This window comes from Streptomyces sp. NPDC101191 (assembly GCF_044767915.1).
Classification (GTDB): Bacteria; Actinomycetota; Actinomycetes; order Streptomycetales; family Streptomycetaceae; genus Streptomyces.
In genome coordinates, this window is record NZ_JBIWOU010000001.1 from 173,981 (window position 1) to 189,799 (window position 15,819).

At 71.1% G+C, this 15,819-nt stretch carries 13 protein-coding genes; 6 read left to right on the forward strand and 7 right to left on the reverse strand.

All coding sequences use genetic code 11. The annotated features are described in order from the left end of the window. Window positions 1–179: 179 nt before the first annotated feature. The 3 genes from ACIRQF_RS00780 to ACIRQF_RS00790 all read left to right on the forward strand — a co-directional run bounded on the left by ACIRQF_RS00780 (window position 180) and on the right by ACIRQF_RS00790 (window position 4,045). Window positions 180–1,013, forward strand: coding sequence for an SDR family NAD(P)-dependent oxidoreductase (locus tag ACIRQF_RS00780; protein WP_404087667.1), 834 nt, complete (start codon window positions 180–182; stop codon window positions 1,011–1,013). Further along, window positions 1,010–2,188: a zinc-dependent alcohol dehydrogenase gene (locus tag ACIRQF_RS00785; RefSeq protein ID WP_404087669.1), complete on the forward strand. Its 1,179-nt coding sequence runs from the start codon at window positions 1,010–1,012 to the stop codon at window positions 2,186–2,188. Before ACIRQF_RS00780 ends, ACIRQF_RS00785 begins: the two co-directional genes overlap by 4 nt. A gap of 390 nt (window positions 2,189–2,578) precedes the next feature. Then, window positions 2,579–4,045: an aminotransferase class I/II-fold pyridoxal phosphate-dependent enzyme gene (locus tag ACIRQF_RS00790; RefSeq protein WP_404087671.1), complete on the forward strand. Its 1,467-nt coding sequence runs from the start codon at window positions 2,579–2,581 to the stop codon at window positions 4,043–4,045. 285 nt (window positions 4,046–4,330) lie between these two features. Here the strand turns inward: ACIRQF_RS00790 and ACIRQF_RS00795 are convergent, their stop codons facing one another. From ACIRQF_RS00795 to ACIRQF_RS00815, 5 genes are all read right to left on the reverse strand, one after another. Continuing rightward, a complete protein-coding gene (locus ACIRQF_RS00795; protein ID WP_404087673.1) occupies window positions 4,331–5,332 on the reverse strand; it encodes a PHP domain-containing protein in 1,002 nt (333 codons plus the stop codon). Window positions 5,333–5,769: 437 nt separating this feature from the next. Next, the gene (locus ACIRQF_RS00800; RefSeq protein ID WP_382484181.1) at window positions 5,770–6,096 is read right to left on the reverse strand and encodes a hypothetical protein; all 327 of its coding nucleotides are present in this window, start codon (window positions 6,094–6,096) and stop codon (window positions 5,770–5,772) included. A 145-nt stretch (window positions 6,097–6,241) separates the two neighbouring features. Beyond that, window positions 6,242–6,658 carry a CBS domain-containing protein gene (locus tag ACIRQF_RS00805; protein ID WP_382484183.1) on the reverse strand — a complete coding sequence of 139 codons (417 nt, stop codon included), beginning with the start codon at window positions 6,656–6,658 and terminating at the stop codon, window positions 6,242–6,244. Between the two features lie 204 nt (window positions 6,659–6,862). Continuing rightward, a complete protein-coding gene (locus ACIRQF_RS00810; protein ID WP_404087676.1) occupies window positions 6,863–7,087 on the reverse strand; it encodes a DUF6479 family protein in 225 nt (74 codons plus the stop codon). A 363-nt stretch (window positions 7,088–7,450) separates the two neighbouring features. Further along, on the reverse strand, window positions 7,451–8,143 hold the full coding sequence (locus ACIRQF_RS00815; RefSeq protein ID WP_404087678.1) for a phosphotransferase: 693 nt from the start codon (window positions 8,141–8,143) through the stop codon (window positions 7,451–7,453). A 176-nt stretch (window positions 8,144–8,319) separates the two neighbouring features. Between ACIRQF_RS00815 and ACIRQF_RS00820 the strand changes: the two genes are divergently transcribed. Continuing rightward, the gene (locus tag ACIRQF_RS00820) at window positions 8,320–9,171 is read left to right on the forward strand and encodes an NAD(P)H-binding protein (protein ID WP_404087680.1); all 852 of its coding nucleotides are present in this window, start codon (window positions 8,320–8,322) and stop codon (window positions 9,169–9,171) included. A gap of 86 nt (window positions 9,172–9,257) precedes the next feature. Here the strand turns inward: ACIRQF_RS00820 and ACIRQF_RS00825 are convergent, their stop codons facing one another. Beyond that, entirely contained in the window at window positions 9,258–9,881 is a 624-nt protein-coding gene (locus ACIRQF_RS00825; RefSeq protein ID WP_404087682.1) for a flavodoxin family protein, read from the reverse strand. A 318-nt stretch (window positions 9,882–10,199) separates the two neighbouring features. Here ACIRQF_RS00825 and ACIRQF_RS00830 point away from each other — a divergent pair, with 318 nt between their 5' ends. Then, window positions 10,200–11,243, forward strand: coding sequence for a YihY/virulence factor BrkB family protein (locus tag ACIRQF_RS00830; protein ID WP_404087684.1), 1,044 nt, complete (start codon window positions 10,200–10,202; stop codon window positions 11,241–11,243). Between the two features lie 204 nt (window positions 11,244–11,447). Here ACIRQF_RS00830 and ACIRQF_RS00835 read toward each other — a convergent pair whose 3' ends face one another. Continuing rightward, on the reverse strand, window positions 11,448–12,497 hold the full coding sequence (locus ACIRQF_RS00835) for a hypothetical protein (RefSeq protein WP_404087686.1): 1,050 nt from the start codon (window positions 12,495–12,497) through the stop codon (window positions 11,448–11,450). Window positions 12,498–12,752: 255 nt separating this feature from the next. Between ACIRQF_RS00835 and ACIRQF_RS00840 the strand changes: the two genes are divergently transcribed. Next, window positions 12,753–15,521, forward strand: coding sequence for a M4 family metallopeptidase (locus ACIRQF_RS00840; RefSeq protein WP_404087687.1), 2,769 nt, complete (start codon window positions 12,753–12,755; stop codon window positions 15,519–15,521). Window positions 15,522–15,819: the final 298 nt, after the last annotated feature.

Below are 15,819 nucleotides of genomic sequence, written 5' to 3' on the forward strand. Positions count from 1 at the left end.
TGATGGCACGGCCATGGTGCGCATGCCCAGTTTTCGCCGCAACTCGCATGTCCACCCCTTCTGTCCGGTTTCGGGAACCTCTTCGTGGCTCTCGGGGCCGGCGCGGGGTCGACTCGGAACACGGCATTCTCGAAGGACGACGCCGCGTACCCGTCGTCGAACGGGGCACTCGGCTGGGCATGGACACCATCAACCCTCTTGCCGTCGTCACCGGAGCTTCGAGCGGTATCGGTTACGAACTGGCGCGTCAACTGGCTGAACGCGGATACGACCTCGTCGTCAACGCGGAGGACGACGTCCGGCTCCAGGAGGCCGCGCAGCGGCTCCGGAGGGTGGGCGCGCAGGTGGACGTCGTACGTGCCGACCTACGGCAGTACGAGGACGCAGAGCGGTTGTGGCGGACGGTCGTCGCCAGGGGCCGTCCGGTATCGGTCGTCGCCCTCAACGCCGGAGTCGGACGGGGCGGCGCGTTCGCCGAGACCGACCTGGCCGATGAGCTGGAGATCGTCGATCTCAACGTGCGTTCCACCGTGCACCTGGCAAAGCGGGCGGTACGGCACATGGTCGAACGCGACGAGGGAAGTGTGCTGATCACATCCTCCATCGCCTCGACGATGCCGGGCTCGTTCCAGGCGGTCTACAACGCGTCGAAGTCGTTCCTGCAGTCGTTCTCGCAGGCGCTGCAGAACGAGCTCGAGGACTCCGGTGTCAGCGTCACCGCGTTGATGCCCGGGCCCACCGAGACCGACTTCTTCCGCCGCGCCGACATGCTCGACACGAAAGTCGGCCGACAGGACAAGGACGATCCCGCCGACGTGGCACGCCAGGGCCTGGAGGCGATGGAATCCGGGGACGACAAGGTCGTCGCCGGTTCGGTGAAGACCAAGACCCAGGAGTTCCTGAACAAGGTGTTGCCGGACGCGCTCAAGGCCGACATGCACCGCAGGATGGCCGAACCCGGCACCGGTAACGCGGACGCTCCGGAGACGGCGGGCGAGGAGGGAACGCGATGAGAGCACTGACCTGGCACGGAACGGCCGATGTCCGCGTCGACACCGTCGCGGATCCCCGGATCGAGCAGCCCACCGATGTGATCGTGAAGGTGACCACCAGCGGCCTGTGCGGATCCGACCTGCACCTTTACCAGGTCCTCGGCCCGTTCCTCGAACCCGGCGACATCCTGGGCCACGAACCGATGGGCATCGTCCAGGAGACCGGCCCGGACGTCACCGCCGTGCGTACGGGCGACCGGGTCGTCATCCCCTTCAACGTGTCGTGCGGCACCTGCTTCACGTGTCGGCAGGGGCTGCACTCCCAGTGCGAAACCACCCAGGTGCACGACCACGGCATGGGAGCGTCCCTCTTCGGCTACACGAAGCTCTACGGCCAGGTGCCCGGTGGGCAGGCCGAGTACCTGCGGGTGCCCTTCGGCAACGAGCTGCCCATCAAGGTGCCCGACGGCCCGCCCGACGACCGGTTCGTCTACCTCTCCGACGTGCTTCCTACGGCCTGGCAGGCCGTCCAGTACGCGGCCGTCCCCCCGGGCGGCAGCCTCGCCGTCCTGGGCCTCGGCCCCATCGGCGACATGTGCACCCGCATCGCCGCCCACCTCGGGATCGACACCGTCATCGGTGTCGACCTGGTCCCGGAACGCCTCGAACGGGCCCGTCGGCACAACGTCCAGGTCTTCGACCTCGAGCGGGACGACCTCGTCGCCGCCGTCCGCGACCTGACCGACGGGCGCGGACCCGACGCGGTCATCGACGCGGTGGGTCTGGAAGCCCACGGCGCGCCGATGGCGGCGGGCGCCCAGAAGGTGACCGGGCTCCTGCCCGGCCCGCTGGCGGCCCGTCTGATGAAGCGCTTCGGAGTGGACCGCCTCTCCGCCCTCTACCTGGCCATCGAACTGGTCCGCCGGGGCGGGACCATCTCCCTGTCGGGCGTCTACGGAGGGATGGCCGACCCCATGCCGATGCTGACGCTCTTCGACAAGCAGATCCAGCTGCGTATGGGGCAGGCGAACGTGTGGCGCTGGGTGCCGGACCTCCTGCCCCTGGTCACCGACGGCGACCCCCTGGGCGTCGAGGACTTCGCCACCCACCGGCTGCCCCTGCAGCAGGCGCCCGAGGCCTACGCCATGTTCCAGAAGAAGCAGGACGGCGCGGTCAAGGTGCTGTTCACCCCCTGACAGCCCTGGCGCTTCCCCGGCCTCCCGAAGCCGGGCAAGGGGGAATGGGGGGGGAATGGGTGCGGGTGTCGCCCGTGACGCCGGCTCGCTCGCACGCCGAGCCGTCCCCGACCCGGTCGGGGTGTTCAGGTGGCCCGCCGGGCGAATCGCGCCACCAAGTCCGCTCGCGGCGCGCCGCGGGCCACCGCCCCGGCCCGCTGGAGTCCCTCGGCGCCGGACCGGACAACCGGCCCCCCAAAGCCCGGCCGAGGAGGCGCCGCCGCCGACCGCCTGCCTGCTCGGGCGGCACGCGCGGACGGCGTCCACGCCGCCGGACCAGGGGAAACGGCGTGGGAACCACGAGAAGACACTCCGGACATGATCACCCGAGGGCGGGGCAGGCGAAGGGTTATGGACCACTCATCAGCACCGGTACTCGAAGCGCTGGTCGCGTATCACGAGGAGGGCCAGCTCGCCTTCACTCCCCCCGGCCACAAACAGGGGCTCGGCGCCGACCCCCGCATCCGCGCGGTCCTCGGCGACGACGTGTTCCGCTCCGACGTGCTGGCCATCAGCGGCCTGGACGACCGGACCTCCTCGAAGGGAGTGCTCGCCAAGGCGCAGGCGTTGATGGCCGACGCCGTCGGCGCGCAGCACACCTTCTTCTCGACCTGCGGAAGCTCCCTGTCGGTGAAGGCCGCCATGCTGTCGGTGGCCGGCCCGCACGAGAAGCTGCTCGTGGGACGTGACGCGCACAAGTCGGTCGTCTCCGGACTCGTACTCGCCGGCATCGTGCCGGTCTGGGTGGATCCCCAGTGGGACGCGGAGCGCCACCTCGCCCATCCGCCGAACGCCGACGCCTTCCGCGCCGCCCTCCGCGAACACCCCGACGCCAGGGGCGCCCTCGTCACGACGCCGACCCCGTACGGCACTTGCTCGGACCTGGCCGCCATCGCCGCGACGTGCCACGAGCACGGTGTGCCCCTCGTCGTCGACGAGGCATGGGGCGCCCATCTGCCGTTCCATCCGGACCTGCCGACCTGGGCCATGGACGCGGGTGCCGACGTGTGCGTCACGTCCGTCCACAAGATGGGATCGGGACTCGAGCAGGGATCGGTCTTCCACCTGCAGGGCGACCTGATCGAGCCCGAGGTGCTCAAGAGCCGGGAGGACCTGCTGGGCACCACCAGCCCCTCCGTGCTCGTCTACGCGGCCCTCGACGGCTGGCGCCGCCAGATGGTCGAGCACGGCAGGGCGCTCTACGACGACGCCCTGTCCCTGGCCTCGACCCTGCGGGAGCGCATCGAGAAGATCGACGGTATGCACGTCCATGGACGCGATGACTTCTGCGGTCCGGGGCGTGCGGCTGATTTCGACCCGCTCCAGCTCATCGTCGACGTCAGCCCGCTGGGCACGACCGGATACCGGGTCGCCGACTGGATTCGCGGGCACCACCGGATCAACCTGCACCTCTCCGACCACCGCCGCACCAGCGCGCAGCTCACGCACGCCGACGACGCCGACAGCGCCCAGGCCCTGGTCACCGCCCTCCGCGACGTCGTCGAGCACGTGGACGACTTGCGGCCCGCGGCGCGGGTGGAGGTCCCCGACCCGACGTCATTGCGCCTGGAACAGGTCATGCTGCCGCGCGACGCCTTCTTCGGGACCGTCGAGCAGGTGCCGTGGCAGAAGGCCGCAGGCCGCGTCAGTGCCGAGATGCTCACGCCGTACCCGCCCGGCATCCCCGCCGCGTTGCCCGGGGAGCGACTGAACGCCGAGGTGCTGCACTACCTCCGCAGCGGCGTGGAGGCCGGAATGGTCGTCCCGGACGCAGCCGACACCGAGGTGAGGACCGTGCGCGTGATCGCCGAGGGCTGAGCGGTCGACTCCGTCCCCACGTCGTCGCAACCACGTCGTCGAAACCGCGTCGTCGCAACCACGTCGTCGAAGCGCAGCCTCGTGGTCGGTCCTGAAGCCTCGCGCCGAGGGCCGCGTGGGCTTTCGGGTCCCTCGTACCGGATCCGTTCTTCGGGCTATCGGCCGGCCTGCTCTGTGACGTGAGGCAGATTTTCTTCGGGCTGTACTCGTCTCGTTCGGACTCGGGATCGCCGACCGGCAGCGCCTGCGTTGAAGCCGCGCGTGGCCGAGTTCACCGCCGGTGCTTCACGATCGGCCGGTTCTGGCGGTCAGCAGTCGCCCGAGTGGCCAGGTGGTGATCAACCGGTCGGCGTCCAGACCGATGCGTGCCGCGCGCGCGTAACCCGAGCTCTGCCAGCGCAACTGCTCGGGGGCGTGGGCGTCGGTGTCCACGGCGAACCTGCAGCCCGCCGCGGCGGCCTGCAGGAGCAGGTCGTCCGGCGGATCGCGCCGTTCGGGCCTGCAGTTGATCTCCACCGCGGTGCCGGCCTCCGCACACGCGGCGAACACGGCTTCGGCGTCGAAGCGGGACTGCGGTCGCCCGCGACCGGTGATGATCCGCCCCGTGCAGTGCCCCAGGACGTCCACGTGCGGGTTGCGCACCGCGGCCAGCAGGCGGGCGGTCATCGGCTCGGGCTCCGAGCGGAGCTTGGAGTGCACGGAGGCCACGACGATGTCGAGCCGGCCGAGCAGGGATTCGTCCTGGTCGAGTGAGCCGTCCTCGAGGATGTCGCACTCGATGCCGGTGAGGAGCCGAAAGCCGGAGCCCGGTTTCGAGTTCACGGCCGCCACGGCCAGCAGTTGGCGTTCGAGGCGCTCCGGGCTGAGCCCGTGGGCGATCGTCAGACGCGGCGAGTGGTCGGTCAGGACGGCCCAACGGTGGCCCAGAGCGCGGGCCGCGTCGGCCATTTCCTCGAGCGGGCTGCCGCCGTCCGACCAGTCGGAGTGGAGGTGGCAGTCCCCGGTGCTCGCGGCGGCGAGGTCCCACCCGGCACGGGCACCCGGGTCGGCTTCGGCCTGGAGGCGAAGGAGATAGCTCGGCACCGCGCCGGTCGATGCCTGGGAGATCACCTCGGCCGTGACCGGGCCCACCCCGCGCAGCTGTCTGGCCTCGGCAGCGTCCACGGACCCCGGTCGCAGTTCGCGGACGGCGTCAGCGGCCGTGTGGAAGGCCCGCACCCGGTACGGGGACGCGCCGCGCCACTCGAGGAGAAAGGCAATGCGGCGCAGAGCTTCTTCCGGCTCCATGCCTCCAGTGTCGGCCTGTCCTGCGAACAGGGCCGGTTCGGCGGCGGGCGTCACGAGTGCCCGGACGGGGATCTCCTCACCAGGGCGGTGATACCCGATGCCTGATCACCCGTGGGACCACTGCCTACCCGCCGGCTCGGTGCCGCCGCTGGGACGCCATCGCCCGGGCCTGTCGACGCGTACGCCAGGACACCGGTACGGGCGCCTCGTACGTCGGCGGTCGTTCGGCTCCCAGCACGCTCATGCGGCGGCCGCGGATCCCCCGGCGTAGGAGAAGAGCCGGAGCGACCCAGCACGCGCCGCAGCCCAGCGCCAGGGCAGCCGCCAGAAGGAGTGCGGCCAGCTCACCGGCACCGCGGCGCTGTTCCACTTCGCAGGGGACGGCACCGCGATGCCGTAGCCGCGGCCGCTCCGCGCAGAACCGGCTCGTGACGCGGTCAGCCGGGCCGCCGCCCGGAGTCGTCGTCCTGAGGGTCGACGCCGGTGAAGGCTGATGCGTCCTTGGTACCGCTGGGACGTCCGCTCCTGCCTCGCGTGCCGGTGTCGTGCCTGCCCTTCTCGGACGACCGGGCGTGGTCCTCCCCCCTGCGGGTGTCGCTCCGCCCCGTGTCCGCGGGAACGCCCTTCTCTTCCTCCTTCGACACCTTCCGGCCTTCGCCCCGAGCGGGCGCGTGCTCTTCGGGGTGGAAGGATCGAGCAGCGCTCGGGTTGTGCTCCTGCCGGGTCTCGTCGACGTCCGGGGCCCAGCCGTGATGCCCCTTCATGCGGCCACCTGTTCCACTGTCACGTGAAGGTTCGGGAGACTTCGCTTTGTCGGCCATGAGTCGGCCCACCGTTCTTGAAGAAAGTTCGCGATTCGGCCTGATCACCCTTCGGCAGGGCGCCGAATCCGCCTGGCGAAGAGAGCCCTCAGTCCGTGGAGAGGGCTTCCAGGAGGTCACCGACCTGGAGATCCGGGAGAGCCCGGGCGACGTCAGCCTGGGCGACCATGCCGACCAGGGTATGGCCGTCGATCACCGGCAGACGCCGGACCTTGTGTTCGGCCATGGTGCGCAGGATCTCGCCCGCGTCGTCGTCGGCTCCGATGGTGACCGCCTCGCCCTGGGCCAGTTCACCGGCTGTGCAGGACGCCGGGTCCTTCCCTGCGCCGAGAACCTTCACCACGATGTCCCGGTCGGTCAGCATCCCCTTGAGCTTGTTGTCCTCACCGCAGATCGGCAGCGCACCGACGCCGAGCTCGGTCATCTTCCGGGCCGCGTCGAGAACGGACTCACGCTCGCCCACGCACTCGGCGCCTTCCGTCATGATCTCCCGTGCTGTCGTCATCACCCTCACCCTGTCCCAGTAACTCTCGGCTCTTTTGACGGCGCGGCTGCCCCGCTGGAGACGGCCGAACCCTCATCGCCGCACGCGCCTGCGTGCCGGCGCGGACCCGAGCCCGGTGCGTGAACCTCAGGAACTCGGTCGCCGTCGGCTCCGCGCGTCGGCGCCCTCGGGTGACCGACCGCTTCCAGCGTGTCAGCGGCCTGATCACTCAGTCCCCTGATCGTCGGGTGTGGTCCACGAGCCGCGCTCTGCCCTGGCGTCCACTGGGACGGGGCCGGCGGCCGCCCGGCGCCTGCGCGCGACGCGACGACTGCCCCACCAGAAGGCGCCCAGGAGGACAGCAACGACCACGACGCCGATGACGACGGCGAAGAGCACACCGTTGGAACCGGCCGACGCGAGGGCCGGCACAGCTGCGAGAGCAGTCATGATCACCTCTCCATGGGAGACGGGACCCGCCAGCGGACGCTGCGGGCGTGCCCTGCGGCTGTCCCCTCCCGGCCTGCATAAACCACCCCCACCCCCGCGGCCGGCTGCTCATCGGCACGACCACGGTTCGGCCGACCTCGCCGCCGGGTCGCAACACCTCCGCAGGGACACGCGCCGGGCCTCGTCCTGGCCGACCCGAGTGCCACACGCTCTTGAAAAGTACGCGGGCGGGTACCGCTTGGACCAACCGGGTGATCCGGCGGCGTCGCGTGCAGGGCGTCACCCCTCGAGTCGCGTGCCTGGACGTTCGAGGAGAGCGGGGAAATCGTGGCAGCGGGCCGTGGACCACAGGAGGACACGCCCTCAGCCGGTGCGCGTGATCGACTCGATGAGCCGCAAGGCATCGTCCAACAGGGCCACTTCGTGGGGGTCGAGGGTGGGGTTGGCGGCTCGACGGTCCCGGGCCTCGTCGAGGAGCAGGGGGCTCCGGCCGTCCAGGCTGCGAACGAGGGAGTCAAGGACTTCTCGGACCGCTTCCTGAGCCCCCGGAGGGAGGCCGACGGCCATGCCCACCGCGACCTGGGCGAGGATGAGGACGGACATGGCCGAGTCCAGGCCGGGCAAGCCCTCTTCGGCCGTGCTCCAGTCGATCACGATCGGGCCGGTGTCGGTCAGCAGGACGTTTTCGGGGTGCAGGTCGAGGTGGAGTATCCGGTGCTCGGGGTGAGCGGCTCGTGAGGCGGGGACGGCGTGCAGGCGGGTCAGGAGCTCGGCCAGCGTCGCTCCGGCCTTGTCCGGGGTGATCGCGCCGGTGAGCAGCGCCTCCGCCATGGTCGGGCCGGTGATCCGCTGCATCACCAAGCTGTCGGGGCTCGGGGTGTCGTCCGGCCAGACAGCAGGAACCGGATAGCCGTGCCGCGCCAGATGGGCCATCACTGCGGCCTCGGCGGCCGGGTCGCCATGCGCCTGGTCGCGGTTGCGCCGCAGCACGCGGCCTTCATCCAGGGCGTAGACGTCCGCCGTACGGCCGGTACCTATCAGTTCGCCGATCTTCATCCGCGCAGCGTACGGCCTGTTCCGGGCCTCCATGGCCGGGAAACGGCATCGAGCCGGCCGCCGAGCCGACGCCGCCGTTAATCCGTTGACCACGGGGGCAGGCTCCGCGATATTCGCTGCGTAACACAGATTCTTCGCCGCACACCATCATGCGCACCTACTTTGAGGGGAACCTCATGACCGTCCTCGTCACCGGAGCCCGCGGCCGCGTCGCCGGCGCCCTCCTCGATCTCCTCCACTCCGCGGGCATCCCCGCGCGTGCCGCCTCCAAGGACCCGGACCTGCTCTCTCCGCCCGGCGGACTCCCCGCCGTACGCTGCGATCTCGCCGATCCCTCGACCTTCGACGCCGCCCTCGGCCAGGTCGACTCCGTCTTCCTGTACGCCGAGGCCACGCACATCGACGCCTTCATCCAGCGAGCCCGCGCAGTCGGCGTGAAGCATGTCGTCCTGCTCTCCTCAAGCGCCGTCCTCGCGCCGGACGCGGCCGAGCACCCGATCGCCGGACCCCATCTGGCCGTCGAACGCGCCCTGGAAGCCGCCGCCGCCCGCGGGGACTTCGAGGCCACCCTGCTGCGGCCGGGCGTCTTTGCCACCAACGCCCTGCAGTGGGCCGGACCGCTCCGCGACGGCCGGCCCGTCGAGCTGCCTTACCCGCACTCGTACGGTGACCCCATCCATGAGCTCGACATTGCCGAATCCGCCCTTGCGGTCCTCACCGAGCCACGTCAACGCGGCACGGCTCACCTGCTCACCGGCCCCGAGTCACTCGACTTCACCGAGCAGCTGGCCGTCATCGCCGAAGTCACCGGCCGGCCGGCCCCCTACACCGCCGTCACCCCCGCCCACTGGAAGGCATCCACCTCCGGATACCTTCCCGATGCGCTCGCCGGAAGCCTGCTCGCCTACTGGGCCTCTCACGACGCGATACCGACTCCCCTGAGCCACACGGTCGAAAAGCTGACCGGCCACCCGGCCCGCACCTTCGCCGCATGGGTCGCGGACCACGCGAACGCGTTCCGCGACTGAATGTCTCGCGCCGGCAAGGGGGCCGGCACGGTGATCTCTTGCCAGAGGCGCTGCCGGACGGGCAGGCAGGCAGGCGAGCAGGGCGGTCAGCTTGCCGGATAAGGAGCGGCCTTGAGGCGGCGGGCGAGGTGTGCCGTGTTCGCGGCGAGGGTCTTGGTGGTGGCGGCGGTCTTCTCGGGGGTCTTCTCGAGGTCCTGGTAGTCGGTGCCCTGCATGGCTTCGCCGACCCAGTAGGTGACGGCGTTGGGGGCCAGGGAGAAGCCGACGTCGTTCAGGCCCTGGAAGAGATCGGCGCTGACCTTGTGGGCGCCGTCCTCGTTGCCGACCACGCAGACGGCGGCGGCCTTGCCGTAGGTGAGCATGCGGCCCTCGTCGTCACTCTCGCCGAGTTCCGCGTCGAGGCGCTCCAGCACCCGCTGGGCGGTGCTGGAAGGGTGGCCGAGCCAGATGGGCGTGGACAGGATCAGGATGTCGCAGCCCAGGATCGTGGCCCGGATCTCCGGCCAGGCGTCCCCCTCACCCATGTCGGTCTGCACCCCGGGTTTCACGTCGTGATCGGCGATCCGGATGATCTTGCCCGTCACGCCGTGCTCGGAGAGGGCGGCCATGGTCTGCTCGGCGAGCAGTTCCGAGCTCGACGGCGCGGGCGAGGGGGACAGGGTGCAGACGAGTGCGACAGCACGCAGGGGGGTGTGGTTGCTGGGGTTCATGGGTGAGCGGCTACCCGCACATCCGACGTCGATATCACGGGCGGCGCGATTCGTTCCGTGCGGTCCAGGCGCGCACCGCCTCGTGCGCGCTGCCCGACGCCTGACGCGGGGCGGGTCCGGGCACGGGTGGTGGTCGTCGGCGGGGAGGCGAGGCCCAGCCCGCGCACGACGGCCGTAAGGCACCGTCGAGGCAGGGTTCCGTCATGCCCGGCCACCACGGCCGGCCCCTTGCTCGCCCGTCGCCCCGAGCCGCACCCCTGGCAACGACCGCTCCCTGTCTGCCCGCATGCCTGCGGAGGGAATGGAAACACGCCGACCATGAAACCAACAGGGACATCCCAGCAGGGTGATCGCCACCGCCCGGCGGAGCGCGAACGCGATGCGGCCGCGGGGCCGGCTCAGGAGGTCGAGGAGCGGGGGCCGGATCGGCTGGCAGAACTCCCCAAACGGTCCTGGAGGGCCGTGCTGCGCGGGACGCTCAAGGAGTTCAAGGACGACGAGCTGGCAGACCGGGCCGCGGCGCTGACGTACTACGGGGTGCTCGCCCTCTTCCCCGGCCTGCTGGTCCTCGTGTCCCTGCTGGGGATCGCGGGCGAGTCGGCCACCAGGCAGGTCCTGGACAACCTCCAGAAGCTCACCCCGGGCGCCGCGCGTGACGTGATCAGCAACGCGGTCCAGCAGTTGCAGGGCAACGCCGGCATCGGCTCGCTGCTGGCGGTCGTGGGCCTGCTCGTCGCGATCTGGTCCGCCTCCGGTTACGTCGCGGCGTTCATCCGTGCCTCGAACGCCGTCTACGACGTGCCCGAAGGCCGGCCCGTGTGGAAGGTGCTGCCGCTGCGCCTCGGCCTCACCGTGGCGCTCATGGTCCTGGCCGTCGCGAGCGCGCTGATCGTGGTGTTCACCGGCGGTCTGGCGCGGCAGGCGGGGGCCGCCCTCGGTCTGGGCGACACGGCCATGACGGTGTGGCAGATCGCCAAGTGGCCCGTGCTGCTCGTGCTGGTCACCGTGATGATCGCGCTGCTGTACTGGGCCGCGCCCAACGCGAAGGGCCGCGGCTTCAAGTGGGTCACCCCGGGCAGCTTCCTGGCGCTGGCGATCTGGATGGGCGCCTCGGCGGGCTTCGCGTTCTACGTCGCCAACTTCGGCTCGTACAACAAGACCTACGGCACCCTGGCCGGCGTGATCATCTTCCTGGTCTGGCTGTGGATCACCAACCTGGCCATCCTCCTGGGTCTGGAGTTCGACGCCGAGCTGGTCCACCAGCGCGCGGTCGCCGGAGGGCACCCCGAGGACGAGGAACCGTACGTCGAACCACGGGACACTCAGGCGTGGAGCGACGAGGATCGACGCCGCCTCGAGTGAGCGCGCCCGGTCCGCAGACCCGGCGGGTACACAGTGTCAGGATCCGCAGGCCTGACATGGCCACGGCCCACTTCGGCCCGCCCCGCATGCGCCGCGAGGACGTCGACCCGCCCCCCCATGCGCCGCGAGTACGTCGTCCCGCTCCGCGTGGCCAGGTACCGGGCCGCCTCCCCCGCTCTCGCGGCGGCCGCCTCACGCGCCCGCTCAGACCGAGTCACCGCCACTGCCGCCTCCACCATCGCCTTCGTCGTGAGGTCGACGAGCCACGTCCCCCACGGGTACACCGCCGTCCGGGCCGGTGCGTCCTTCCGTCTCCACGCCGGATTCCGTGCGGCGTCCGTCCGGCGCCTCGGAATCTCCCGGCGTCTCGGCGCTCAGGGGAAGCCAGCCACGGGTGGCGGCCTGGACGCCGGCCTGGAAGCGGGTGTCGGCGTCGAGTTCCTCCAGCATGCGGGTGATCCGCCGGCGGGCGGTGTGCACGTGCACACCGAGACGGCGCGCGATGGTCTCGTCCTTCAAGCCGGAGGCGAGCAGCCCGAGGAGCTGGCGTTGGTCCGGGGTGGGAGGGCCGTCCGGGCCATCAGGGCTTCCGAGGGGGGTGGCGCGGTCCCACAGGGATTCGAACAGGGGCAGGGCGGCGCGGTGCAGCAGGCAGTCGCCGAACACCAGGGCCGCCGCGCCGGCTGCTTCGTCGTTGCCGGGTGACGGGGGCAGCAGGCATGTCCGGCGGTCCACGAGGACGAGGCCGGTGGACAGGTGCTGTGCTGTCCGGGCCTGGAGACCGTGGCCGGTGAGGGCGATGAGCTCCTGCGCCCGGTCGGGGAAGTCGCTGCCACGCCGGTTGGTGACGATCCGTACGGCGACGCCGCGCGCCAGCAGGCGGCGGATGCCGTCCGTATCGGGTTCGTTGGCGTTTCCGCTGGTCCCGGTCGCGCGGTCGAGTATCAGGACCTCGGTCTCGGCGGCCTCGAGCATGGTGCCGAGGCGGGTCCCGGCCGCTTCGGGATCGACGAGGACCTCGATGCCTGCCGGGGGTTCGGGGGGTAACGCGAGCGGTCGCGGGAGCTCGCGGGCCAGTCGGTCGGCGTAGGTGCGCAAGGAGTTCAGGTCCGCCGATTCCCGGTGCAGGAGGGCTTGCCGGCGCTGGACGAGTACGCGCAGTACGGCGGCCGGGTCGGTGGCCGCGTGGGGCGCCGTCCTGCTGTCGCGGGGCGCGGGGGCGGGGGTCCGGTCGTGCGGGTCGGCTTCGATCATGCCGGGATTCTGACCGCCCGCGCCGGGGCCCACATCTGTGCATGGCCACTTCTGAGGGGGCCTCGGCTCTGGTCGCGGAGCACCTGCGGCGCTTGTATGGCGGCGACTCACAGCAACGCTTCAGGCACTCATGGTTGAGGAGACCCTTTGCCCGAGTTCAGCGCAGGTTCGTCGGCTCCGACCCCGTCCGCGCGAAGGATATGGCGGAAAGAGCTCCGCTCCGCCGGAGGAATAGCGGTTCTGCTGGCCGCCGCAATGACCTTGCAGGCGTCGCCGGCGAGGGCCGCGGACCCCGGCCCCTCGAACGTCGTCCCCGGCCAGGACACCGCGACCCCCGTGCTCGTCGAGGGCCTACGGGAGCCGGTGGACGCCAGGGCCACCCCGGCCGACGCGGCACGGGGATACCTGGCGGCGAACAAGAGCCGGTACAAGATCCCGCGGGCGGGCAGCGATCTCGTCCCTGTGCCGGCAACGGCCGCCGGGGCCACGAACTCGGCGACGGCCGCCGGGTCCACGAACGAGACGGTCAGGCTGCAGCAGAAGCATCGCGGTGTCGACGTCCTGGGCGGCCAGTACGTCGTGCGCATGCAGAAGCAGGACGGCAAGCGGGTCGTCACCGGCACGTCGGGGCACTACTTCACGGCCCTGAGCACCGACGTCACCCCCCAGGTCTCCGAGGACGTCGCGGTCCGCCGCGCCGTGACCGCCACGGCCCGCCGCCTCGGGGCGGCCCTCGACAGGAGCCAGGCACCCCGCTCCGAGTCGGGCGATCCGGCGGCGACCGGCATGACGGGTGAGGCCAGGGGGCTGGTCGTCCTGCCCAGCGGGGGCGGCGTGCTCGCCTACCGCGTCACCGTGCGCGGCACCGCGCCCGGCACCGGGACGCCCGTCGTGGACGAGGTGTACGTGGATGCCCGGACGGGGTACCCGGCACTCCAGTACAGCGCGCTGAAGACGATGAGCGCCCCGCAGGCCCGGACGGCCGGTGAGGCCGCCGAGGCCCCGGCGTCGGACGTCCCGCCGGCCGCTCCCCCGAACCTGGTCCCGGAGACCGGATCCGGTGCCCGGCTGAGCGGCACCACGGCCTCGCTGGACATCGCCTACGACCCGGCCGCCGGCACCTACCTCCTCGCTGACGCGGGCCGCATGCGGGCCACCAGCAAGAGCCTGCTGGGCACCTGGGACGCCCGAGGCAAGTCCGTGTCCGAGACCTCGGGCGAGTGGCCCTCCGGCATCACGATGTTCTCCTCCCCGAACACCACCTTCGGAGCCGCGGCGACGGATTCGGGAGCCGTGGACGCGCACTGGAACGCGGGCCAGGTCTACGACTTCTACAAGACGACCCTGGGGCGCGACAGCCTCGACGGGCACGGCGGCGCCGTCAACTCCCTGGTCGGTGTGACGTATTACGGCCAGCCCTACGCCAACGCGTTCTGGGACGGCACCAAGATGGTCTACGGAATCGGCGACTCGGAGTTCAGGCCGATGTCGGCCGACACCGACGTCGTCGGGCACGAGATGACCCACGGGGTCATCGAGCACACGGCGAACCTGGTCTACGCGGGCCAGTCCGGCGCCCTGAACGAGGCCCTGGCCGACTACTTCGGCAACGCGATCGACGTCACCGCGAGCAGGACGCCGATGAGCGACCCCGCCGCAGGCCTGATCGGCGAGAACCTGTGCCGTACGAAGGCCCCGGCCGACTGCGCTCTGCGAGACCTGAACGACGGGGCCACGACCTCGAAGAGCTTCCTGGGCGTGTCGTTCGCCACCGACAACGGCGGTGTGCACCTGAACTCGACCATCTTCTCCGGTGCGCTGTGGGACATGCGCGAGGACCTCGGCGGCGCGCTGGCCGACAAGATCGTGTACAAGGCCGTCACCGAGTACATGACGCCGCTCGACGGGTTCACCGAGGCCCGGGGCGCGGTGCTCGCCGCGGCCAAGGCGATGGGCGCGACCTCCGGCCAGCAGAACGTCGTCAAGCGCTCGTTCAGCGCGCACGGCATCGTCCCGGGCTGGGAGCAGGCCCTCGGCGTCGACACCGACGCCCTGTTCGGCAAGCTGAACACCACCGACTCCGGGGTGGGCGCGGGCGGCGGCTGGTGGACGGCGTCGAAGTCCAACGACGACGGCTCCGAGCCCTACTCGGTGTACGCCGGCCGCCTGGACGGTCGGGGCGCGCCCAAGGTCATCAGCCCCAACGACGGCCGCTATCACACCTCCCCGGCCACCGATGGCAGGACCGTGGTGTGGACGGCGTACGGCCCGACCTCGGTCGACGTCCTCTCCCGCCCCGTGGCGGGCGGCCCGATCAAGACTCTGTACAGCTCGGTGACCGGCGTCGCGGGCCTGCGGGTGGAGAAGGGCACGGTCGTGTTCGAGGAGTACGACATCCTCGGCGGTCGGCACGTGGGCTATCTGCGGCCCACTGACAGGACCCCGGTCTTCACCGACGGGAAGAAGTGGACCACCCTGACCGCACTGCCCTCGATCAGCGACGGCAAGATCGCCTACGCGAAGCTGTACCCGCAGGGCGGCTCCTACCGGCTGGGCGTGGAAGTCGTCGATCTCGCCACGGGCACGGCGGTCATGGCCGAACAGCTCGACGAACCGGTGAGCCTGGGACAGACCGGCGTCAACGGCACGAACGTGTTCTGGCTGGCCGACACCGACGAGAGCGACGGCGGTCTGATGTCCGTCGTCAGCTCCGGCCTGGACGGCCGCGGGGCCCACATCGTCAGCAGTGAGCGCAAGCCTGGCGCTTTCATCGCCTCTGACCTGACGGTCTCGCAGGAAGCGCTCACCCTCGTCGCGCGGACGCCGGACGCCCGGTACCGCAACGAGTCGCTGCCCAAGCTGTGGCAGCTGGCCACCGACGGCTCCCGTCGCGAGCGGGTCTCGTGCAACCGCGGTGAGCAGAGCTACCCGGCGGCCGGTGCGGGCCGCCAGGTCGCCTGGCTGGACGCGACCACCGGCTCCACCGATCTGGTGACCCGGGAACGGCCGGCCGGCAGCTGCTGAACCCACCGGTGAGGACGGGGCCGACGGCTGTGTGCCGTCGGCCCCGTCCGCGTGACGACGCCTCTGTGGGCCTGGCGCCGCGGCGGATCCCCGGCCGTCCCCTGAACCGCCCACTCCCGCCCCCAGGCCTGCCGTACACGCTGTTGCTCGGCACTGTCCGCCTTCGGCCACCCGAACCCCCGCCGGAAGACACCGGATTCGCGACCTTCGCGGAACTCGCTTCAAGGGACCGTGGGAGCCTGAAACGTCCGGCCGCACCGTCGCCCCGTCTTCGGTGCCGGGCCGTACTCACCGACGT

What these genes read in the sequence shown, in the direction of transcription:
- ACIRQF_RS00780 (WP_404087667.1), top strand. Translation starts at nt 180, where the DNA reads ATGGACACCATCAACCCTCTTGCCGTCGTCACCGGAGCTTCGAGCGGT.
- ACIRQF_RS00785 (WP_404087669.1), top strand. Translation starts at nt 1,010, where the DNA reads ATGAGAGCACTGACCTGGCACGGAACGGCCGATGTCCGCGTCGACACC.
- ACIRQF_RS00790 (WP_404087671.1), top strand. Translation starts at nt 2,579, where the DNA reads ATGGACCACTCATCAGCACCGGTACTCGAAGCGCTGGTCGCGTATCAC.
- ACIRQF_RS00795 (WP_404087673.1), bottom strand. Translation starts at nt 5,332, where the DNA reads ATGGAGCCGGAAGAAGCTCTGCGCCGCATTGCCTTTCTCCTCGAGTGG.
- ACIRQF_RS00800 (WP_382484181.1), bottom strand. Translation starts at nt 6,096, where the DNA reads ATGAAGGGGCATCACGGCTGGGCCCCGGACGTCGACGAGACCCGGCAG.
- ACIRQF_RS00805 (WP_382484183.1), bottom strand. Translation starts at nt 6,658, where the DNA reads ATGACGACAGCACGGGAGATCATGACGGAAGGCGCCGAGTGCGTGGGC.
- ACIRQF_RS00810 (WP_404087676.1), bottom strand. Translation starts at nt 7,087, where the DNA reads ATGACTGCTCTCGCAGCTGTGCCGGCCCTCGCGTCGGCCGGTTCCAAC.
- ACIRQF_RS00815 (WP_404087678.1), bottom strand. Translation starts at nt 8,143, where the DNA reads ATGAAGATCGGCGAACTGATAGGTACCGGCCGTACGGCGGACGTCTAC.
- ACIRQF_RS00820 (WP_404087680.1), top strand. Translation starts at nt 8,320, where the DNA reads ATGACCGTCCTCGTCACCGGAGCCCGCGGCCGCGTCGCCGGCGCCCTC.
- ACIRQF_RS00825 (WP_404087682.1), bottom strand. Translation starts at nt 9,881, where the DNA reads ATGAACCCCAGCAACCACACCCCCCTGCGTGCTGTCGCACTCGTCTGC.
- ACIRQF_RS00830 (WP_404087684.1), top strand. Translation starts at nt 10,200, where the DNA reads ATGAAACCAACAGGGACATCCCAGCAGGGTGATCGCCACCGCCCGGCG.
- ACIRQF_RS00835 (WP_404087686.1), bottom strand. Translation starts at nt 12,497, where the DNA reads ATGATCGAAGCCGACCCGCACGACCGGACCCCCGCCCCCGCGCCCCGC.
- ACIRQF_RS00840 (WP_404087687.1), top strand. Translation starts at nt 12,753, where the DNA reads ATGACCTTGCAGGCGTCGCCGGCGAGGGCCGCGGACCCCGGCCCCTCG.